Annotated in this window: 19 protein-coding genes; 1 reads left to right on the forward strand and 18 read right to left on the reverse strand. The window is 70.1% G+C overall.

Annotated features, from left to right (window positions below; all coding sequences use genetic code 11):
• Positions 1 to 64: 64 nt before the first annotated feature.
• From ACPCXD_RS14620 to lspA, 3 genes are read right to left on the reverse strand one after another with little or no spacing between them, the layout of a single operon-like run.
• Positions 65 to 712, reverse strand: a complete 648-nt coding sequence (locus ACPCXD_RS14620) for a hypothetical protein (protein ID WP_160875774.1) — start codon at positions 710 to 712, stop codon at positions 65 to 67.
• A gap of 3 nt (positions 713 to 715) precedes the next feature.
• Positions 716 to 1,624, reverse strand: a complete 909-nt coding sequence (locus tag ACPCXD_RS14625; protein ID WP_016691814.1) for an RluA family pseudouridine synthase — start codon at positions 1,622 to 1,624, stop codon at positions 716 to 718.
• 14 nt (positions 1,625 to 1,638) lie between these two features.
• Positions 1,639 to 2,253: a signal peptidase II gene (lspA, locus tag ACPCXD_RS14630; protein ID WP_423660099.1), complete on the reverse strand. Its 615-nt coding sequence runs from the start codon at positions 2,251 to 2,253 to the stop codon at positions 1,639 to 1,641.
• A 66-nt stretch (positions 2,254 to 2,319) separates the two neighbouring features.
• Between lspA and ACPCXD_RS14635 the strand changes: the two genes are divergently transcribed.
• Complete coding sequence (locus ACPCXD_RS14635) at positions 2,320 to 3,276, forward strand: hypothetical protein (RefSeq protein WP_229565038.1); 957 nt, start codon at positions 2,320 to 2,322, stop codon at positions 3,274 to 3,276.
• 82 nt (positions 3,277 to 3,358) lie between these two features.
• On the opposite strand, the gene ACPCXD_RS14640 is transcribed toward ACPCXD_RS14635, so the two are convergent.
• The 15 genes from ACPCXD_RS14640 to murD form a co-directional block, all read right to left on the reverse strand.
• Positions 3,359 to 3,865 carry a WKL family lipoprotein gene (locus ACPCXD_RS14640; protein ID WP_006554127.1) on the reverse strand — a complete coding sequence of 169 codons (507 nt, stop codon included), beginning with the start codon at positions 3,863 to 3,865 and terminating at the stop codon, positions 3,359 to 3,361.
• 122 nt (positions 3,866 to 3,987) lie between these two features.
• Positions 3,988 to 5,298, reverse strand: a complete 1,311-nt coding sequence (locus ACPCXD_RS14645) for a DNA polymerase IV (protein ID WP_160875902.1) — start codon at positions 5,296 to 5,298, stop codon at positions 3,988 to 3,990.
• 124 nt (positions 5,299 to 5,422) lie between these two features.
• Entirely contained in the window at positions 5,423 to 8,581 is a 3,159-nt protein-coding gene (gene ileS / locus ACPCXD_RS14650; protein ID WP_160875772.1) for an isoleucine--tRNA ligase, read from the reverse strand.
• A 260-nt stretch (positions 8,582 to 8,841) separates the two neighbouring features.
• Entirely contained in the window at positions 8,842 to 9,114 is a 273-nt protein-coding gene (locus tag ACPCXD_RS14655; protein WP_088898463.1) for a hypothetical protein, read from the reverse strand.
• Between the two features lie 63 nt (positions 9,115 to 9,177).
• A complete protein-coding gene (gene wag31, locus ACPCXD_RS14660; RefSeq protein ID WP_016691808.1) occupies positions 9,178 to 10,032 on the reverse strand; it encodes a DivIVA-like cell division protein Wag31 in 855 nt (284 codons plus the stop codon).
• A gap of 151 nt (positions 10,033 to 10,183) precedes the next feature.
• A complete protein-coding gene (locus ACPCXD_RS14665) occupies positions 10,184 to 10,474 on the reverse strand; it encodes a YggT family protein (RefSeq protein WP_006554132.1) in 291 nt (96 codons plus the stop codon).
• Positions 10,475 to 10,630: 156 nt separating this feature from the next.
• Complete coding sequence (locus tag ACPCXD_RS14670) at positions 10,631 to 11,293, reverse strand: cell division protein SepF (RefSeq protein WP_160875770.1); 663 nt, start codon at positions 11,291 to 11,293, stop codon at positions 10,631 to 10,633.
• 32 nt (positions 11,294 to 11,325) lie between these two features.
• Positions 11,326 to 12,060 carry a YggS family pyridoxal phosphate-dependent enzyme gene (locus ACPCXD_RS14675; RefSeq protein WP_423660103.1) on the reverse strand — a complete coding sequence of 245 codons (735 nt, stop codon included), beginning with the start codon at positions 12,058 to 12,060 and terminating at the stop codon, positions 11,326 to 11,328.
• Positions 12,057 to 12,803 carry a peptidoglycan editing factor PgeF gene (pgeF, locus tag ACPCXD_RS14680; RefSeq protein WP_016691805.1) on the reverse strand — a complete coding sequence of 249 codons (747 nt, stop codon included), beginning with the start codon at positions 12,801 to 12,803 and terminating at the stop codon, positions 12,057 to 12,059. Before pgeF ends, ACPCXD_RS14675 begins: the two co-directional genes overlap by 4 nt.
• Positions 12,800 to 14,029 carry a cell division protein FtsZ gene (ftsZ, locus tag ACPCXD_RS14685; RefSeq protein WP_160875766.1) on the reverse strand — a complete coding sequence of 410 codons (1,230 nt, stop codon included), beginning with the start codon at positions 14,027 to 14,029 and terminating at the stop codon, positions 12,800 to 12,802. The genes pgeF and ftsZ overlap by 4 nt, the downstream gene beginning before the upstream one ends.
• Positions 14,030 to 14,274: 245 nt before the next feature.
• Positions 14,275 to 15,048: a cell division protein FtsQ/DivIB gene (locus tag ACPCXD_RS14690; RefSeq protein ID WP_419957092.1), complete on the reverse strand. Its 774-nt coding sequence runs from the start codon at positions 15,046 to 15,048 to the stop codon at positions 14,275 to 14,277.
• On the reverse strand, positions 15,045 to 16,613 hold the full coding sequence (gene murC, locus ACPCXD_RS14695; protein WP_160875764.1) for a UDP-N-acetylmuramate--L-alanine ligase: 1,569 nt from the start codon (positions 16,611 to 16,613) through the stop codon (positions 15,045 to 15,047). Before murC ends, ACPCXD_RS14690 begins: the two co-directional genes overlap by 4 nt.
• Entirely contained in the window at positions 16,610 to 17,764 is a 1,155-nt protein-coding gene (gene murG / locus ACPCXD_RS14700; protein WP_016693807.1) for an undecaprenyldiphospho-muramoylpentapeptide beta-N-acetylglucosaminyltransferase, read from the reverse strand. The genes murC and murG overlap by 4 nt, the downstream gene beginning before the upstream one ends.
• Positions 17,761 to 19,248 carry a putative lipid II flippase FtsW gene (gene ftsW / locus ACPCXD_RS14705; RefSeq protein ID WP_160875898.1) on the reverse strand — a complete coding sequence of 496 codons (1,488 nt, stop codon included), beginning with the start codon at positions 19,246 to 19,248 and terminating at the stop codon, positions 17,761 to 17,763. The genes murG and ftsW overlap by 4 nt, the downstream gene beginning before the upstream one ends.
• An 80-nt stretch (positions 19,249 to 19,328) precedes the next feature.
• Complete coding sequence (gene murD, locus ACPCXD_RS14710; protein ID WP_229565041.1) at positions 19,329 to 20,843, reverse strand: UDP-N-acetylmuramoyl-L-alanine--D-glutamate ligase; 1,515 nt, start codon at positions 20,841 to 20,843, stop codon at positions 19,329 to 19,331.

Here is a 20,843-nt window from a genome sequence, read left to right on the forward strand (position 1 = left end):
ACCGTCGTTTCGAGACACCGCTGTTCGAGACACCGCCGTTTCGGGACGGGATCGCACCGCGCCTTCACACCTCCCCGTCGTCCGGTCCGGGCACGACCGTCTCGACGTGGGTGGGCAGCAACGGGGTCACCGCGAAGCGTCCGGCGATCGCGTCGGCGGGCAGGACCTCCACGGCCCGCACGTCCGGCGCGTCGGCGACGGCCCGGAACTGTGCGGGAGTGCCACGGAGCACCGCCGCGACGACACAGTCGCAGCCGTCGGCAAGACTTTGCGCGGAGACCGCCCCGACCCGTGCGGCGCGTTCGGTCCCGAACTCCACCAGGCTCAGCCGGCCCGCGGCGACCGAGGGGGCACGACGCACCGCCTCCGCGTTCTCCGGCACCGCGACCGGCACCAATGGTGTCTGGACGCGGTCGATCGGCACACGGAGGAGCACCTGCGCCACGCGCACCTCGTCGGTGAGTTCGACGACCCGGTCGATGCCGACGGTGTCGGTGAACGACACCAGTCCCCAGTGTTCGAGGTCTCCGTCCGCCTCGGCCTCGGCCAGGCTGTCCGCGGCCCGTGCCAGATAGTCGGCGACCACTTCCCCGTTGTCGGGACCGAGGGTGTCGCTGCCGACCGGGGTCGGCCGCGGCGGTGAGGTCCACCCGGCGACGAGCACGGCGACCACGAGAACGACGACCGCCGCCCAGGGCAGGACGCGTCCCATCGGTCAGGCGTTGCGCAACACGGCGAGCGCGTGTTCGAGATCCGGCGGGTACTTGCTGGTGATCTCGACCCAGTGCCCACGCGTGGGGTGCGAGAACCCGAGGGTGCACGCGTGCAGCCACTGCCGCTCGAGACCGAGACGCGCCGCGAGACGCGGGTCGGCTCCGTAGGTGAGGTCGCCGCAGCAGGGATGACGCAACGCCGAGAAGTGCACCCGGATCTGATGGGTGCGACCGGTCTCGAGATGGATGTCGAGCAGGCTCGCGGCCTGGAACGCCTCGATCGTGTCGTAGTGCGTCACGCTGGGCTTGCCGTCTGCGGTGACCGTGAACTTCCAGTCGCTGCTGCGATGGCGGCCGATCGGGGCGTCGATGGTGCCGCTGCTCGGATCGGGATGCCCCTGGACGAGCGCGTGGTACCGCTTCTCGACCGTGCGTTCCTTGAACGCGCGCTTGAGGACGGTGTAGGCACGTTCGGACGTCGCGACCACCATGACGCCGGAGGTGCCCACGTCGAGCCGATGCACGATGCCCTGGCGTTCGTGGGCGCCGGACGTGGAGATCCGGTAGCCGGCGGCGGCGAGGCCGCCGATCACCGTCGGTCCGGTCCAGCCGACGCTCGCGTGGGCGGCGACACCCACGGGCTTGTCGACCGCGACGATGTCGTCGTCGGCGTAGAGGATCTCCATGCCCTCGACGGGCTGGGCCTCGATGGTCAGGGGGCGGGGCGGCTCGGGCAGTTCCACCTCGAGCCAGGAGCCGGCGGACAGTCGGTCGGACTTGCCCACCGCCGCGCCGTCGACCACGACGGCGCCCTCCTCGGTGAGCGTGGCGACCACGGTCCGGGACAGACCGAGCAGGCGCGCGAGGCCTGCATCGACACGCATCCCGTCGAGCCCGTCGGGTACGGGCATCGCGCGGGTTTCCCTCACTGGTGTGATTCCTTTCTCGTTTCGTCCGCATCCGGCGCTGCGCCCCGGCCCTTCGAGGCACCACCGTCGGGTTCGACGCCGAAGACGGTCAGGGCCACGAGCAGGATCGCTCCGCACACGATGGCCGAGTCGGCGACGTTGAACACCGGCCACCATCCGACCGACACGAAGTCGACGACGTGGCCCTGCAGCGGTCCGGGCGAGCGGAACAGACGGTCGGTGAGATTGCCGAGCGCTCCCCCGAGGACGAGGGCGAGGCCGAGTGCCCACCATCCCGATCTCAGGGTCCGGCCGATCTTCACGACACCGACGACGACGGCGATCGCGACCAGCGTGAGCAGCCAGGTCATGCCCGTGGCCATGGAGAACGCGGCACCGGGATTACGGACGAGTGTCAGGGTGATCGTGTCGCCGACGATCGAGATCGGGTCGGCGGGGTCGATGTAGTGGACGGCGAGCACCTTCGTCACCAGATCCGCGACGTAGACGACGAGCGCCACGAGCAGCAGCGGCCGCAGCATGCGCCGGCCGATGGACGGGGACGGCTCGTCGGCACGACCGGGAACCGGCGTCTCCGCGTCGCGGTCGGGTCGGGAAGCTTCGTTCGTCACCGCTCCATCATCCCCTACCGGACGACCGCGGCGGTTCCCCCACCCGCCGTGGCTACCCTGGGTGGCGTGCCTGCGCTGTCCAGATTCCCCCGCTCGGGGCCATGTGCCCTCGCGGCTGTGCTGTCCCTCTCCGCTCTCGTCGCCGGTTGCGGTGGTCCTTCGGACGGCGCGCCCGCCGTCACGGCGGCGACATCGACGGAGGTGACGGTGCCGGTGTCGGCAGTGACCACGACGGTGCTCGACCCCGGCGCCGAACCCCGATCGGTGGTGCGGCTCGCACCCGAGGCGGGAATGCAGCAGGGCGTCGTCCTCACCACCCGGTCCGAGGTCTTCCAGCGCGTCGGCGACGACCCGCAGCAGGACTTCTCCACTCCCGAGCTGACCCTTCCGCTCTCGGCGACGGTCGAGCAGGCGGTCTCCGACGAGAATCCGAGCACCGTGGTCGACATCACCGTCGGATCGGCCACGTCGCCGGACGAGACGCTCGGCTCCGCGCTGGCCGATGCAGAGGGTTCCGGAGCCGGACTGACGATCGGGCCGACCGGCGCGATCAGTGCGCTGCGCCTCGAGCCCGCTCCAGATGCGGCGAACATCGCACGGTCGGCGATCGAGCAGGCGTTCTACCAGGCCGTCTACCGCATCGTCTCGTTCCCGGAGGAAGCCGTCGGTGTCGGCGCCGTGTGGGAGATCCACCAGCAGGTGATGAGCGCGGGGATCACCCTCGACCAGGTCGGGACGGCGACGCTCGTCGAGCGGGACGACGACCGCATCACGGTCGACGTGAGGGTCGAACAGACACCGCGCGAGTCCACCTGGGTGCTGCCGAACGGGCAGGGCCGTCTCGACATCGAGCAGTACACGATGGCCGGTGAGGGGTCGATGACGATCGACGCGTCGCTCCCCCTGCCCGTCGGCGGAGAACTGACGGTGCGGGGCGATCAGACCTACGTCGAGCCGGACGGCGGAACACGCCTGTCGCAGTCGCAGGTCGACCGGGTGGGCTGGAACACCCCGGAGCAGTAGTCCGGGAGACGGACCGACGAACGCCGACGGCCGGCGCGGACATTCCGCGCCGGCCGTCGGGTCGTTCGGGACGAGTACTACATCACGCGCAGGCCGGGGACTGCAGCTGCGCCATGTTGATGACGATGGAGCACGCGTAGTCCTTCGACACCTTCCAGGTGCCGTCCTCGGCGACGAAGTCGACCGTGCCGAAGGACGGCTGGTCGCTGCCCGCGAGCGCCATCTCGACACCGGCGGTGATCGTGCCGTTCTCGTTGTCGGTCACGTCGACGACGTTGACCTGCACACCGGCGTCGTTGGCCGCCTGGGCGACCATGTTGATCAGCTCCGGATCCTCCTCGGCGCCCTGGACCAGGTCGGTCTTCTCGGCGGCCGGGACGCTCAGGTCGAAGGCGCGCGCGAGATCGGCGTTGAGCTCCTCGACGGTCGGCACCGGCGGGTAGTCGACGGCCGGGGCCGCGGCGGTCGTGGTCGTGCTGGTCTTCGCGGTCGTCTCGGAGGAGCTACCGCCGTCGTCCGAGCTGCAGGCGGACATCGTGAGGGCGGCGGCGAGCGCCACGGTGGCGACGGTGATCTTGCGAAGCTTCAACTTCTCGTCCTTCTCGTTCGGTCGTGCACGATGTGTTCGTCGTGCTCGGTCATCCGGCAGCGGATCGCCCGCAAGAGTACCCGGCGGTAGTAAGAAGACCACGAGGGCGCCGGGAACATGTTTCAGTTCAGGCTCGCGAGCGGATCGGCGACAGTGAGGTCGGGATCGTTCTCGTCGAGCGTCCGCGCTGGTCCCGGACCCGTGCTGCGTGTCTCGAAGCGGACGGTGACCACACCGTGCCCCGCACCCTGCACCCATCCGTGCCCGAATTCCGGATGGCAGACGTCGGCGCCCGGCGTCCACCGCGTGGCCGGTCCGCTCGCCGCGACGCGCTCCTCGTCGTCCTCCTCGGCCGGCCCGGTCTCCTCGGTCGTCGTCCGGTCCAGTTCGGGGAACAGGGTGTCCTGCGCGATCGCGGACAGACCCGCATAGCCCACCCCGACGAGCCGGACGGGACCGATCTCGAGGGGATCGAGCGCGAGGCGCTGGGCGGCGGCGGTGAGCACCTGCACGTCCTCGGTGGCGTAGGGCAGGGTCGACGACCGGGTGAGCACCGACATGTCGGCCTTACGCAGCTTGAGCACCACCGTGCGGGCGGCACGCCCGTCCTTGCGCAGGCGCGTGTGCGCGGCGGTCGCGGACGCGGCGATCGCCCGTCGCAGTCCGGGCATCGCGACGATGTCCGTGGGGAAGGTGGTCTCGGCGCTGACCTGTTTCGCCTCGGCGCGTTCGGCGACGGGCCGGTCGTCGAATCCGTTGGCGAGCCGGTGCAGTCCCGGCCCGATGGTGCCGCCGAGGATCGACGCCGCCTCGGCGACGGGCAGCGCCGCGAGATCTCCGATGGTCTCGATACCGAGTCGCCGCAACCGGTCCTCGGCCACCGGACCGATCCCCCACAGCTTGCGCACCGGCAGGCTGTGCAGGAGCGGAAGTTCGCCTTCGGGCCGGACGACGAGCAACCCGTCCGGTTTCGCGAGACCGGATCCGATCTTCGCGATCTGCTTACCCGATCCGGCTCCGATGGAGGCGACGAGACCTGTTTTCTCCCTGACGTGTTCGCGTAGCTCCGAACAGAAGCGTTCGACCTCGTCGGCGTCGGCGCCGGCCAGTTCGAGAGGTTCGGCGAACGCCTCGTCGAGCGAGAGGGTCTCGAGGATCGGGATCCGGGCGCGCAGGGTGTCGAAGACGAGTCCGCTCAGTTCGCGGTACAGGATTCCGCGCGGAGGCAGCATGACCGCCGCCGGTCCGACGAGGCGGCGTGCGCGGCTCATCGGCATGGCCGAGCGCGCACCGTAGACGCGGGCCTCGTAGCTCGCGCCGGCCACCACCCCGCGGGCACCGAGCCCACCGACGAGGACCGGCCGGCCCCGCAGGGTCGGCCGGGTCAACTGCTCGGCGGACGCGAAGAACGCATCGAGATCCAGGTGCAACACCCAGCGCCGACTCACGGAAGCGGGCACGTGTCGAGACTAGTGCGCCGCACCCACACGTCCGGTGGGAGGCCGCAGGTCGGTGCTTCCGGAAGGGCACTCGGCCCTTCCGGAAGCACCGGCCCGGTCACGCCTTGACGATGGACGCGCGGGTTCCTTCGCCGAGTTCGATCGCCTCGCCCTCGGGAGCACCGAGTTCGAAGGTCGTGGCGAGGATCTCGCCGGCGATCAGATCCCGGTGGCGGGCAGCCCATTCGGCGCGTTCGGCGGGAACCTCGAACCGCACCGAGATGCGGTCGGAGACCTCCAGGCCGAGGTTGCGGCGCGCGTCCTGGAACTCGCGGATGCGGTCCTTGGCCCAACCCTCGGCCTCGAGTTCCTCGGTGACGGCCGTGTCGAGGACCACCAGGCCGTTGCCACCCGGCAGCGCGGCGGTGGATTCCGGCTCGGCCGCGACGAGACGGCTGGTGTACTCCTCGGGCAGCAGGGCGATGCCGGCCGCGGTGACCGTGCCGTCCTCCGCCTGCGTCCAGTCGCCCGCCTTGACGGCCTTGATGACCTTCTGCACGTCCTTGCCCAGACGCGGACCGGCGGCACGCGCGTTGACGACCACCTCGAACCGGCCGTGGGCCTCGACGTCGTCGGTGGTCACGACCCGCTTGACGTTGACCTCGTCCTTGATGAGGTCGACGAACGGATCGAGATGCGACGAACCCGGCGTCGCGACCGTCACCTCGGGCAGCGGCAGCCGCACGCGCAGCTTCTGGGCCTTGCGCAGCGACAGCACGGTCGAGCACACACCGCGCACCTCGTCCATCGCCGCGACGAGCGCGGGATCCGAGGGCAGGTCGTCGGCCGCAGGCCAGTCCGCCAGGTGCACCGACCGGCCACCGGTCAGACCCCGCCAGATCACCTCGGAGGCCATCGGCAGCAACGGCGCGGCCAGGCGCGTGACGACCTCGAGCACCGTGTGGAGGGTGTCGATCGCGTCGGTGTCCTCGTCCCAGAACCGGTTCCGGGAGCGGCGCACGTACCAGTTGGTCAGCGCGTCGCAGAAGGTGCGCAGCTCGTCGCACGCCCCGGCGATGTCGACGGTCTCGAGTGCCTCGGTGATGACGTCGCGGGTCTGCGCGAGCTTGGCGAGGATGTACCGGTCGAGCACGTTCGTCGAATCGGTCCGCCAGGTGCCCGGCTTCGACGCGTACAGCTGCAGGAAGCTCCATGCGTTCCACAACGGCAGCAGCGCCTGCCGCACGCCCTCGCGGATGCCCTGCTCGGTGACGACGAGGTTGCCGCCGCGCAGGATCGGCGAGGACATGAGGAACCAGCGCATCGCGTCGGAGCCGTCGCGGGCGAAGACCTCGTTGACGTCGGGGTAGTTGCCCTTCGACTTGCTCATCTTCAGGCCGTCGTCGCCGAGGACGATGCCGTGGGCGGCAACGCATTTGAAGGCGGGACGGTCGAACAGCGCGGTGGCCAGGACGTGCAGCGTGTAGAACCAGCCGCGGGTCTGGCCGTTGTACTCGACGATGAAGTCGCCCGGGTAGTGGGTGTCGAACCAGTCGCGGTTCTCGAAGGGATAGTGCACCTGGGCGAACGGCATCGAGCCGGACTCGAACCAGCAGTCGAGGACCTCGGGGACGCGACGCATGGTCGACTTCCCGGTCGGGTCGTCGGGATTCGGCCGGGTCAGTTCGTCGATCATCGGCCGGTGCAGGTCGGTGGGCCGCACACCGAAGTCGCGTTCGAGTTCGTCGAGCGAACCGTAGACGTCGACGCGCGGGTACTCCGGATCGTCCGAGACCCACACCGGGATCGGGCTGCCCCAGTAGCGGTTACGGCTGATGTTCCAGTCGCGGGCGCCTTCGAGCCACTTGCCGAACTGACCGTCGCGGATGTGTTCGGGCACCCACGTGATCTGCTGGTTGAGCTCGACCATGCGGTCGCGGAAACGGGTGACGGCGACGAACCACGACGGCACCGCCATGTAGATCAGCGGCTGACCCGACCGCCACGAGTGCGGGTAGGAGTGTTCGATGGTCTCGTGCCGCAACAGCTTTCCGGCGGCCTTGAGGTCCTTGATGATGACCGGGTTGGCGTCGAAGACCTGCAGGCCCTCGTAGGGCGGCACCATCGAGGTGAACTTGCCGCCCGGATCGAGCGGCTGCACGAGCTCGATGCCGTTGCGCTGGCAGTACTCCATGTCCTCTTCACCGAAAGCCGGTGCGAGGTGGACGATTCCGGTACCGGACTCGGTGGTGACGTAATCGGCGGCGATCACCCGGTGCGCGTTCTCACGGCCGGTGAAGAAGTCGAACGGCGGCTCGTAGGCGAGGCCGACGAGGTCGGTGCCGCGGTAACGGCCGAGCACCTCGGGCTCCTCGCCGAGTTCGCGGGCGTAGTGGCCGAGACGGTCCTGCGCGAGCACGTAGGTCTTGTCGTCGGCGCCGCGCACGGCGACGTACTCGATCTCGGGGTGCACCGCGATCGCGAGGTTGGACGGCAGGGTCCAGGGCGTGGTGGTCCAGATGAGCGCGCACGCGCCGTCGAGTTCGGAGCCGGGTGCGCGCAGCACCATGTCGACGGTGACCGCCGGGTCCTGACGCATCTTGTAGGCGTCGTCGAGGCGGGTCTCCTGGTTCGACAGCGGCGTCTGCTCGTACCAGCTGTAGGGCAGCACGCGGAAGCCCTGGTAGATCAGGCCCTTCTCGTACAGCGACTTGAACGCCCACATGACCGACTCCATGAAGTCGAGGTCGAGGGTCTTGTAATCGTTGTCGAAGTCGACCCAGCGGGCCTGACGGGTGACGTAGTCGCGCCACTCACCGGTGTAGCGCAGCACCGACTGCTTGCAGTAGGCGTTGAACTCGGCCAGTCCCATCGAGTCGATCTCGGACTTGTCCTTGATGCCGAGCTGCTTCTCCGCCTCGAGCTCGGCGGGCAGGCCGTGGCAGTCCCAGCCGAAACGGCGGTCGACCTTCTTGCCGAGCATGGTCTGGAAGCGCGGGACGACGTCCTTGACGTAGCCGGTGAGCAGGTGCCCGTAGTGCGGGAGGCCGTTCGCGAAGGGCGGGCCGTCGTAGAAGACGAACTCGTCGGCGCCGTCGCGGTTGCGCAGCGAGGCCTCGAAGGTGCCGTCGGAGGCCCACTGTGCGAGCACACGCTCCTCGAGCGCCGGGAAGTCGACACCCGAATCGCGCGGCAGGTCGTAGTCGACGCGCGGATATCCGGCAGTACTGCCGGCGGTTGCTGCGGTGGGATCCGGTGCAGCGTGGTTCTCGGTCACAGCGTGGCTCCTCCGTGCCTGGATACGTCTCGGCACGGGGACGATCGCCGTACGCGTGCACGGCCACCGCGGTACCACCCCGCTTGCACGTCCCGAGGGACGGCCACTCGTTCGGGCTGTGACGGGCCCACCCGTCCGGTTCTACTGGGCGACCGGCAAGGTCGCCGTTCTTCCGGAGGCTCCCCGGTGATGGCCGGATCGACGCCGCCCGCGATCGCGGGATCGAGCTTCACGCTCGGTGATGCATATTGTAGGACGCTTCAGCGATCCGACGAATTCCGGTCGCCGGGACGCCGGCGCGGTGCGCGTCGACCGGGACGTCCGCCCGAGGTGCCGGCCTGCCCGACGGAACGGGGATCGGCCCACTCACCTTCGGCCGAACTCCGTCCGCCGAGTGCGCTCGCCAGCAGGAGCACCGCTCCCACGACGCACACCGCGATACAACCCCATGCCCAGAGCACCGAACCGGTCATCAACGCGATCACGAGAAGACCGAATCCGACAGCTGCGAGTACCAGCGTGACGACGAGCACGACGCTCCTCCTCTACCGAGGTACAGCACCAGGCCGTACAGCACCAGCCGGAGAGACCGTCGGTCAGCTGTTGCCCTTCGCGAAGGACGACGATCCGAACGACGACGACGAGTTGGACTGGTTGAACACTTCCTGTCCACCGTCCACCGGAACGGCGGAACCGCGCTGCTCGAGCTCTTCGAGCTGCGACTCCAGGTAGGACTTCAGGCGCACCCGGTATTCGCGCTCGAACGTCTTGAGCCGCTCGATGCGCTCCTCCAGCACCGAACGCTGCTGGTTGATCGTGGCCATGATCTCGGTGTGCTTCTTCTCCGCGTCGGCCTGCAGCGCATCGGCCTTCTCCTTGGCCTGACGCAGCTGGGTCTCCGAGCGGGTGCGCGCATCGGCGAGCATCGCGTCGGACTTCTGCCGCGCGTCGGCGATCATCGCCTCGCTGCGGGTGCGGGCGTCGGAGACGAGCTGCTCGGAGTTGGTCCGGGCGTTGCGCACGAGCTCCTCGGCCTCGGCCTTGGCGTCGCCGGTGAGGCGGTCGGCCATCTCCTGCGCGAGTCCGAGGACCTTGGCGGCCTGCATGCTCGCGTCGCCGCTCGACGGTGCCGCGGCGACCGGGGCGGGTGCCGGAGCCGGCGCCGGAGCGGGTTCCGGCTTGGGTGTCTCCACGACACGTGCGGGTTCGGGTTTGGACGGGGCCGCCGGCGCGGACGACGACGCGCTGCGCGGCGCCTTCTTGGCCTCGGCGAGCTCCTGGTCGAGTTCGGCGACCCGCTGACGCAGGTCGGCGTTCTCCTCGATGAGGTTCGTCAACTCCTGCTCGACGAGATCGAGGAAGGCGTCGACCTCGTCCTCGTTGTAACCACGCTTCCCGATCGGAGGCTTGCTGAACGCGACATTGTGCACATCAGCTGGTGTCAGCGGCATGGAAGGATCCCTTCACGCGTCGAGTAAGCGGTCAAGCAGGCGTTCTGAGTAATCGACAGTGCGTTACGCGTATCAAAACCCACTGTATATGGCACTCCATTGTGGCACACGGCAGCTCCGGGACGGCCCGACACGACGTCGGACACAGGCATCATGCTGCGCCGCCCCTGGGCAGGAATGCCATGAGGAAATACACGATGAACAGCAAGACCATGATGGACAGATCGAGCCGTACACCACCGAGATTGAGCGGCGGAATCAGTCTCCGCAGCAGCTTCACCGGCGGATCCGTGACCGTGAAGATCGCCTCGAGAACGACGACCACGAAGCCGGACGGCTTCCACTCCCGCGCGAAGGTTCTGATGAACTCGACGATGATCCGTCCGATCAGCAGAAGCCAGAAGATGAACAGCAGGAACCACAGCACCTCGAAAACGGCCACCTGCCCACAATGCCCGACGATGACGGGTCGATCAAAACCGAAACGCCCGGCCTGCAGTGATCTGCATCATGGCCGGGCGTGTCGGGACGCTCGAGGGACAGCGGCGGGCATGCGGCGACGGACGTGCCGTGTGCACGCCTGCGCAGCGCGCGTCGACTACTGCTGGTTGTAGAAGCCGGTCTCGGCGATACGCCGACGTTCCTCGGCGGAGACGTCGATGTCGGCGGGCGAGAGCAGGAAGACCTTCGTGGCCACCTTGTCGAACGAACCGCGCAGCGCGAAGGCGAGCCCGGCCGCGAAGTCGACGAGACGCTTGGCGTCGGCGTTGCTCATCTCGACGAGGTCCATGATGACCGGCGTTCCGTCGCGGAAACGCTCACCGATCGTGCGCGCCTCGCTGTAGTCGCGGGGGCGCAACGTGGTGATCTTGGACAACGGACCTCCCTCGTCGAAGAGCGCACCACGCCGAGGCTCGGCACGCTCGAGCCGGCTCTCGGCCGTCAGTGGTGCACGGCTGGGAACCGCGCGGGCCGGGGTGGGCGCCGGACGGGGGCTGCGGGCCGTGATGGGTTCGACCCGCGGACGCGGTGCCGGCTCGTACCGGTCGAACTCGTCGTGCTCGAACTCGCGAACCGGTTCCTCGCGGTGCGACGGGGCGTACTCGTCGCGGTGCGACGGCGCGTAGCCGCCGTAGGTGGCCTCGCCGTAGTCGCGATTACGGTCGCGGCGGCCACTCGCCGGATCGTCGAGGTACTCGTCCTCGTAATCCTCGAGCGGCACCATCCCGAAGTACGCCTTGAACTTGTGGAGTGTGCTCATCGATCGCCTTTCCCTCGCGCGGCGGATGTCATTCAGGCTAACGGTCGATACCCCAAGACGGCCGTTCCGACACGCACGCACGTCGAACCCCATCGAACCGCGTGTTCGAGGTCACCCGACATGCCGGCGGACAACTCCGCCGCCGCCGGGTGGTCCTGCAGCAACCGGGCGTGCATGTCGTGCAGCTGCTCGAATGCCCGCTTGGGCTCCCACCCGAGCGGCGGCACCCCCATCAGGCCTCCGAGTTCGAGGACCTCGGACGCGGCGACCGCCTCGGCGAGGGCGGGAAGATCCTCGGCGACCACGCCACCGCGCTCCCGATCGCCGTCGAGGCTGACCTGCAGCAACGCCCGCAGCGGGGCGGTGCGTTCGCCGGCGTCGAGGGCGGCCCGCACCCCCTTCTCGAAGGCCTGCACGAGACGGAGACTGTCGACCGAGTGCACCGTGTGCGCCCAGCGGGCGACGGCACGGGCCTTGTTGCGCTGCACCCGCCCGATCATGTGCCACTCCACCGGCGCGGTGACGCTCTCCCGGAACTCGGCGATCTTCGCGCTCGCCTCCTGCTCGCGGGACTCGCCGAAGCGTTCGCATCCCAGCTCGTGGAGGAGCACGGCGTCGGAGGCGGGAAAGAACTTGGTGACCGTCAGCAACGCGACGTCCGACGGATCACGTCCGGCCGCGCGCGCCGCGGCGTCGAGCCGCTCGCGTACGGCGGCGAGACGTCCGGCGAGTTCGTCGCGCCGCTCCTCGGAGGTGGGGGCGCTCACGCCGTTCCCTCCTCGCCGGCCTCCTCGAGCCAGACGACCGAGGCGAACCGACCCGTGGGTGCCGAGCGCCGGTGACTGAACAGAGAGGTGTCCTCGATCGTGCAGCGCGGATCCTCCACCACGGCGGTCACGCCGTGATCGGCGAGCTGGCGGCGCAGTCCGGCACGCAGGTCGAGTCCGGGAGTACCGCGGTTCGTGCGGGTCGCGCTGCCGGGCAGGTGTGCCTCGACATCGGCCCTCATCGCCGCGGGCACCTCGTACTGCCGGCCGCTCGCGGCCGGTCCGAGCAGCGCGCCGATGCGATCGGGGCGGGCGCCGAGATCGACCATGACGTCGAGCACGCGCGGGAGGATCCCGATGCGCGCCCCCACCCGGCCGGCGTGCACCGCGGCGATCACCCCGGCCACCTCGTCGGACAGCAGGATCGACACGCAGTCGGCGCTGAGGGTCACGAGCGCGAGCCCGGTCTCGCGGGTGACGAGCGCATCGGTGGCAGGAACGGGTTCGGACACCGGCCCGTCGACCACGGTGACGTTGCGGCTGTGGATCTGTTCCATCCAGACGAACCGCTCGGGCGGCAGCCCGATGACGGACGCGAGCCGCCGCCGGTTGGCGGCGACTGCGGCCGGATCATCACCGACGTGGTCGGCGAGGTTGAAACTGTCGTACGGAGCTGCGGACACCCCGCCGGCTCGTGTGGTCACGACCCGGCGGGCGCGCAGCAGGCGGTGCGGAGCCGTCAACGGCGCATGAAGATCGGCACGTCGACGTCGTCGTCACCGTCGTCGTCGATGTCCACACTGCGAGGTGCGTTGCCGCCTCCGGCCGGCGGCTGGTTGCCGACGGGGGGCTGCTCACGCACCGGGGTGGGTTCGACGGGCTCGCGCTCGGGACGGCCGAGTTCGCCGGCACGCGCCACGCCGATCGCACCGGGCCGACCGGTCGGCTGCTGCTGTTGCTGGGGCTGCTGCTGCGCCTGTCCCGGCTGCTGCTGCCCCACCTCGACGGGACGACGAGTGGGCGTTCCGCCCTCGAAACCGGCGGCGATGACGGTCACGCGGACCTCGTCGCCGAGCGAGTCGTCGATGACCGTGCCGAAGATGATGTTGGCGTCGATGTGCGCGGCCTCCTGCACGAGCGAGGCGGCCTCGTTGATCTCGAACAGGCCGAGATCGGATCCGCCGGCGATCGACAGCAGAACACCGCGCGCGCCTTCCATCGACGCTTCGAGCAGCGGCGAGTTGATCGCGGCCTCCGCGGCCTTGATCGCACGACCCTCACCGCGCGACGAACCGATGCCCATCAATGCGGAGCCGGCACCCGACATGACGCCCTTGACGTCGGCGAAGTCGACGTTGATCAGACCCGGGGTGGTGATGAGGTCGGTGATGCCCTGGACACCGTTGAGGAGCACCTCGTCGGCGGAGCGGAAGGCGTCCATGAGGCTGACGGCGGCGTCGCCGAGCTGGAGGAGCCGGTCGTTGGGGATGACGATGAGCGTGTCGCAGGACTCGCGCAGCGTCTGGATGCCGGTGTCGGCCTGGCTGCCGCGGCGCTTGCCCTCGAAGGAGAACGGACGCGTGACGACACCGACGGTGAGCGCACCGAGCTTGCGGGCGATGCTCGCGACGACGGGAGCGCCGCCGGTACCGGTTCCACCACCCTCGCCTGCGGTCACGAAGACCATGTCGGCGCCCTTGAGCACCTCTTCGATCTCGTCCTTGTGATCCTCGGCGGCCTTGCGGCCGACCTCCGGGTCTGCGCCGGCGCCGAGTCCGCGGGTCAGTTCGCGGCCGACGTCGAGCTTGACGTCGGCATCCGACATGAGCAGGGCCTGCGCGTCGGTGTTGACGGCAATGAACTCGACTCCCTTGAGTCCCTGCTCGATCATGCGGTTGACCGCGTTCACGCCGCCACCGCCGATACCGACGACCTTGATTACGGCGAGGTAGTTGTGCGGGGGCGTCATGTGCTCTCGCCTTCCTGAAGTTCCGGGTGGTGCATGGTGTCCGGGTGGTGCTGGGTCTGGGTCTGGCTCGATGTCGGTCACGTCCGCCGGTCGGGCGGACGGCTCCGCAGCGCGCTGCCCCGACAAACCCTCAACCACAGCTTGAAGGTTATGTCAAGTAACGCGACTGTCCGAAACGCTATGGCACGGGTACCGGGATTAGCCAGTAGACGCGCCGGACACGCCGGACGAATTTCGTCGATCCCTCACCTCACCGTCGGCAGGTCGGGACTCGCCACGTCGAATCGCTCCCCCGGCTGCGTCAGCAGCGGGCCGACGACCGCCGCCTTCCGCTCGGAACGATCGGTTCCGCCCCACACCACGACACGCCCGTCGGTGAGGACGATCGAGATGTCGGACGGGGAGGGCGCTTCGATCGTCTCCACCTGCACGCGCAGCTCGGGCGGCAACCTGTCGAGCACCTCCACGGCGGCGCGGGTCGCGGGATCGCCGGTGCCCGGCGTCGGGGTGACGAGGCGGGGAGTGAACATCGGAGGCGGCTCGACCGCGAAGTCGACCCCCTCGATGTCGACCGAATGGGTGCCGTCGGGTGCATCGAAGAAGACCATCGCCTCGCGCTCGGTCACCGTCACCCGCACGGTGGAGGGATAGACCCGCTGGACCCGGACCGACGCCGCGCGCGGAATCGTCGCGACCCGCTGGGCCGCCCCGGCCGTGTCGACCCGGAGCAGCGGCGTGCCCTCGGCGACCGCGAGCGCGTCGACCACCTCGTCGTAGGTGACGACCTCGATCCCGTCCACCTCGATCACCCGCACGGACAGCAACGGCGACAACCAGGCCACCGCGATGCCTCCGAGGAGCACCGCCACGACAGCCGCCCCGACGAGCACGGTCCGCAGGCGCACCGACCGCCCGGACGGGCGCCGGGCGGTGCTGCGTTCACGGGCTTCGTCGGGCTCACGGGATTCGCGTGACGGTCGCCCGCGACGGCGGCGTGACGAGACGGCGGCGGGCGTCACGAGCCGATCGGCTCCGGTCCGGAACCGCCGGGTGCGCGGAATCCACCGGGCTCGGGAACCGCCCCGGCCGGACGGAAACGACCCGGTTTGCTGTGCAGCGCGTCGAGGATCTGCCGCCCCAGCATCGTGACGTCACCGGCGCCCATCGTGATCACGACGTCGCCCGGCCGGGTCAGGCGCGCGACCTGCCGGGGCACCGCGGACAGATTCGGCTGGTAGTGCACCGGCTTGCTCACCGCCCGCGCGACCAGCGCACCGCTCACCCCGGGGATCGGTTCCTCCCGGGCGCCGTAGACGTCGAGCACCACGACCTCGTCGGCGAGGTCGAGCGCCTGCCCGAACTCGGTGGCGAACGCCTCGGTGCGCGAGTAGAGGTGCGGCTGGAAGACGACGATCACGCGGGGTCGTTCGGTGCCGGTCTCGGTGTAGCGCAGCGGCTCTCCGGCGACGAGTTCGGCCGCGGCCGCGAGGACCGCGCGGACCTCGGTGGGATGGTGGGCGTAGTCGTCGAACACCCGCACGCCGTGTTCGCGGCCGGTGTACTGGAACCGCCGGTGCACACCGCCGAAACCGGCGAGTCCCTCCAGCGCCTCGTCGACCTGCGCTCCCGCTTCGAGCGCGGCGAGCAGCGCAGCCAGAGCGTTGAGCGCCATGTGCCGGCCGGGGACGGACAGTCGCACGGTGCGCGGCGAATCCTCACCCGCGAGGTGGAACTCGGCGACGCCGCCGACATCCTTGGCCTCCCAGCCGAGCAGCCGCACCCCGACGGGAACGCCGCGGTGGTCGCCTGCCGTGCCGATGACGTCGGCGGTGCCGTAACCCTGCACCCGCAGGTCGTCGCGGCCGAGGGCGACGACGCGTTCGGCGAGGGCCGCCGAGCCGGGATCGTCGAGGCACACGACGAGCAGGCCGCCGGGCGCGATGCGGGCGACGAACTCGTCGAAGACCGCCGTGTACGCCTCCGGCGTGCCGAAGTAGTCGAGGTGATCGGCCTCGATGTTCGTGACGATCACGGTGTTCGGGTCGTACTGCAGCAGCGAGCCGTCGCTCTCGTCGGCCTCGGCGACGAAGACGTCCCCGCTGCCGTGATGCGCGTTGGTCCCGGATTCGTTGAGTTCACCGCCGACCGCGAAGGACGGATCGAAGCCGCAGTGCTGCAACGCGACGACGAGCATCGACGTCGTGGAGGTCTTGCCGTGGGTGCCCGAGACCAGGAAGGTGCGGTTCCCTCGCATCAGCGAGGCGAGGACCGCGGGGCGCAACAGGATCGGGATGCCCCGCTCGCGGGCGGCGACCAGCTCGGGATTGTCCTTCGGGATGGCCGCGAACGTCGTGACCAGGGCGGTGGGGCCACCCTCGAGCAGGTCGAGCGCCTCGGCGGCATGGCCGATGCGGACCTGCGCACCGCGCGCCCGCAGCGCGAGCACACCGCGGCTCTCCTTCGCGTCGGAACCCGACACCTGTCCCCCACGGGCGAGCAGGATCCGGGCGATGCCCGACATCCCGGCACCGCCGATACCGACCATGTGCACCCGCTCGAGTTCGGCGGGCAACTGCGCACTCATCGTTCACTCCTGTTCGGTTCCACTCCGGCAACCTCGAGCACTATGCGAGCCATCTCGTCCGCGGCACTGCGGTGACCGGCGGCCGCGGCGCTGCGCCCCATCTCCACGAGTCTCCGCTCGTCGCCGAGCAACGACACCACTTCCGTGGCGACATAGTCCGAACTCAGGTCGCCGTCGGCGACGATCCTGCCACCACCGGCCTCGACGACGGGCCGGGCGTTGAGTTCCTGTTCACCGTTCCCGTGCGGGAGCGGCACGTACACGGCGGGCAGCCCCACCGCCGAGACCTCCGCGACCGTCATGGCCCCGGACCGGCAGACCACCGCGTCGGCGGCGGAGTACGCGAGGTCCATCCGTTCGAGATAGGGCACGGTGACGTACGGGGCGCGGGCGTGACCGGGATGGGCGGGGATGTCCACGGTGTTCTTCGGTCCGTGCGCGTGCAGCACGGCGATGCCGGCCTCCGCGAGCGCCGCGGACGCGCCGGCCACGGCCTCGTTCAGCGAGCGGGCACCCTGCGACCCGCCGAACACGAGCAGCACGGGCACGTCGTCGGGCAGACCGAAGTGCCGTCGTGCCTCCGCGCGCAGCCCGGCGCGGTCGAGACCGGTGATCGACGAGCGGACCGGGATCCCCACGATCTGCGCGTCGCCACGCCGGACGATGCCCGAGCGCGGGACGGCGGCGAGCACACGCTCGGCCCGCAGGGCACCGATCCGGTTGGCGATGCCCGCGCCGGCGTTGGCCTCGTGGACGACGACCGGGATGCGCCGGCGTCGACGCAGCGGACCGGCGCCGGCTGCGAGATAGGCGGGCAGCGCCACGTACCCGCCGAAACCGACGACGACGTCGGCTTCGACCTCGTCGAGGATCTGCCGGGTGCGGCGCACCGACGAGACGACCCGGCCCGGCAACTTCAGCAGGTCGGTCGTCGGCTTGCGGGGCAGCGGCACCGGTGGGATGAGTTCGAGAGGATATCCGCGGCGCGGCACCAGCGTCGTCTCGAGTCCCCGTTCGGTGCCGAGCGCGGTGATCCGCGCGTCGGGCACGAGTGCGCGGACGGCGTCGGCCACCGCGAGCGCCGGTTCGATATGACCGGCCGTGCCGCCTCCGGCCACCACCACCGACAGTGCCGGCCTCTCCCCACTCACCTACGGTTCCCTCTCTCTCCGCTTCGTCCGTTCGATCCGCGTGTCGTGCGGTTCGTCTGCTGCCGGCCCCGGGCGGGTTCGCGCGCGGGTTGCGTGCGCCGGGCCCGGCCGGTCCCCTCGCGGGGTTGCGTCCGGCCCGCCGATCCCCGGCGGTCCTGCGCAGCTCCCCGTTGCCGCTCGTTCGGCGCCGGGGTCTGCCGCTTGCGCGAGCCCCCACCACCCGCCGCGGGGCGGGCACTGCGCTCGGGGACCGCGGCCCGTGCTCGTGGCTGTCGTGCTGCGACCGTACGCGCCGCCGAGGAACGACCGGCCCGGTAGGCCTCCGGCTTGCGCAGGCGCAACAACCGGGCGAACCGGCCGTCCTGTCCCGCGTGCAGCGCCGCGATCGCTTCGGGTTCGTGTCTGGCCGCATTGGCGATCAGACCGAACATCAGCAGGGTGGTGGCCGTCGAGGTGCCACCGGCCGACACGAGCGGCAGCTGCAGGCCGGTCACGGGCAGCAGTCCCACGACGTAGCCGATGTTGATGAAGGCCTGGCCGATGATCCACGTCGTCGCAGTCGCGGTGAACAGGCGCAGGAAGGGGTCGGCCGAGCGCATCGCGATCCGCAGTCCGACATAGGCGAACAGACCGAACAGGCCGATGACGGCCACTCCGCCGAGGAAGCCGAGTTCCTCACCGATGATCGCGAAGATGAAGTCGTTGTGGGCGTTGGGCAGATAGCTCCACTTCGCGCGGCTCTGGCCGAGCCCGCGACCCCACAGGCCGCCGTCGGCGAGGGAGAACTTCGCCTGTCGCGCCTGATAACCGGCGCCCTGCGGGTCGTCGCCGGGGTTGAAGAAGGCCCGCACACGCTGCGAGCGGTAGCCGGCCGTCAGAGCGAGGATCACCGCGAGTGTGGCGGCCGTGCCGACGATCCCGAGGAACACCTTGAGCGGCAGGCCCGCGAACCACAGCAGGGCGAGCACGATGATCACGATCGACACGGTGGTGCCGAGGTCGGGCTGGAGCACGATCAGGCCGGTCACGAGCAGGGCGGCCGGGACGAGCGGGACGAGCATCTCGCGCAGCGTCGAGTTCTCGCCGCGCCGGGACGCGAGCAGGTGCGCGCCCCATACGGCGAGCGTGATCTTGGCGATCTCCGCCGGCTGCAGCGAGATACCGGCGATGACGAACCAGCCCCGGGTGCCCTGCGAGACCGTACCGATGCCCGGTATGAGCACGAGCACGAGCAGCACGACCGAGAACGCGAACGCCGGGAAGGCGAAGCGTCGCATCACCCGGACCGGGATCTGCAGCGCGATGTAGAAGATCACCATGCCCAGGACGGCGAAGATCACCTGGGAGGTGAACAGTCCGTAGGCCGATCCCGCCGCGGCCACCGCGCCGACGCTCGACGACGACAGCACCATGACGAGGCCGAGCACGGTGAGCAGGACGGCGATCGTCACCACGAGATGGAACGACGCGAGCGGTCGCGCCATCCAGGCCCCGAACCGGCCGCGTACTCCGACCACCGGCTCGTCGGTGTTCGCCCCTGCTCGGGTCGCTCCTGCCCGAGGGGTCACGGTTGCGTCCCGCCCCCGCGGAGTTCCTCGACCGCGGACGCGAAGCTACGGCCGCGTTCCGCGTAATCGGCGAACATGTCGAGCGATGCCGCGGCCGGCGCGAGCAGCACCGTCTCCCCCGGCGAGGCGAGCGCGGCCGCTTCCCGGACCGCCACGCGCATCGCGGCGGGACCGTCGGCGCCCGGCGCCGCGGCCCTCCGCACCGGAGCAGTGCCTGTCGCGTTCACCGAAGCGGTGTCGGTCTCGCTCGTCGCATCGGTCATCGCTTCATCGTCGCCCGTGTCGACGACGACGACCGGGACCTGCGGGGCGTGTCGCGCCAGCGCTTCGGCGATTTCGCCGGCATCGCGGCCGAGCAACACGGCTCCGGACAGTCGTGGCGCCACCTCGGCGACCAGGTCGTCCACGCGGGCGCCCTTGAGCAGACCACCGGCGATCCACACCACGCGGTCGCGGGCGAGCAGCGAACTGCGGGCCGCGTGCGGATTGGTCGCCTTCGAGTCGTCGATGTACTCGACGCCGTCGACCTGTCCGACCGGCGCGGCGCGGTGCGGGCCGACGCGGTGCCGTCGCAGGCCGTCGTGCACCGCCGAGGCCGGCACGTCGATCGCCCGCGCGAGGGCGGCGGCCGCGAGGGCGTCGGACAGTCCCGCGGGGCCGGGCGGCGTCACGTCGTCCACGCGAGCGAGTACAGCGGAATCGGCGAACGCCCGGTCGACGAGCAGTTCTCCGCTGATCCCGAGTTCACCCTCCTGCGGATAACCCAGGGTGAAACCCACGGTGAGGACGGCACGGGAACGGTCGCCGAGACCACCGGCGATCGGGTCGTCGAGACCGATGACGCCGACGGCGCCGGTGAGGGCACCGAGTTTGGCCTCGATGTAGTTCTCGATGCCGCCGTGCCAGTCGAGATGGTCCTCGGCGATGTTGAGCACGACACCGGCCTCGGGCCGAACCGAGGGCGCCCAGTGCAGCTGGAAGGACGACAACTCGACGGCGAGGACATCGGCCCGCGGCTCGTCGCGGCGCAGGGCGTCGAGCACGGGAAGACCGATGTTGCCGCACGCGACGCTGCCGAGACCGGCGGCCTCGAGGATCGCGTGCAGCATCATGGTGGTGGTGGTCTTGCCGTTCGTCCCGGTGACCACCAGCCAGCGTCGGGCCGGACCGTAGACCTCGGCGCGGTCGATGCGCCAGGACAGTTCGATGTCGCCCCAGATGGGTATCGCCGCACCGGCCGCACGCGAGAGCAACGGCGCGTCGGGCGGGAATCCGGGACTCGTGACCACCAGGGCGAACTCCCGCAGCGCGGTGGGGTCGTCGAGGAGGCTGTCGTGGTCGACAGTCCGGGCGCCGAGCGCCGCGCACTCGGCCAGTGCCCGCTCGTTGCGGTCGGTGACGGTGACGTGGGCGCCGAGATCGGTGAGGGGTTGGATCGTCGCGCGGCCGGACACCCCTGCCCCGGCGACGAGCACCGCCCGTCCCCTGAGCCGTTCGAGTTCGTCGGTCAC

Source organism: Rhodococcus sp. AB351 (genome assembly GCF_049538275.1).
Classification (GTDB): domain Bacteria; phylum Actinomycetota; class Actinomycetes; order Mycobacteriales; family Mycobacteriaceae; genus Rhodococcus.

Bases quoted from the DNA above. Each gene is read 5' to 3' on its own strand.
- ACPCXD_RS14620 (WP_160875774.1), bottom strand. From the start codon at position 712: ATGGGACGCGTCCTGCCCTGGGCGGCGGTCGTCGTTCTCGTGGTCGCC.
- ACPCXD_RS14625 (WP_016691814.1), bottom strand. From the start codon at position 1,624: ATGCCCGTACCCGACGGGCTCGACGGGATGCGTGTCGATGCAGGCCTC.
- wag31 (WP_016691808.1), bottom strand. From the start codon at position 10,032: ATGCCGCTGACACCAGCTGATGTGCACAATGTCGCGTTCAGCAAGCCT.
- ACPCXD_RS14670 (WP_160875770.1), bottom strand. From the start codon at position 11,293: ATGAGCACACTCCACAAGTTCAAGGCGTACTTCGGGATGGTGCCGCTC.
- ftsZ (WP_160875766.1), bottom strand. From the start codon at position 14,029: ATGACGCCCCCGCACAACTACCTCGCCGTAATCAAGGTCGTCGGTATC.
- murC (WP_160875764.1), bottom strand. From the start codon at position 16,613: ATGAGTGCGCAGTTGCCCGCCGAACTCGAGCGGGTGCACATGGTCGGT.
- ftsW (WP_160875898.1), bottom strand. From the start codon at position 19,248: ATGGCGCGACCGCTCGCGTCGTTCCATCTCGTGGTGACGATCGCCGTC.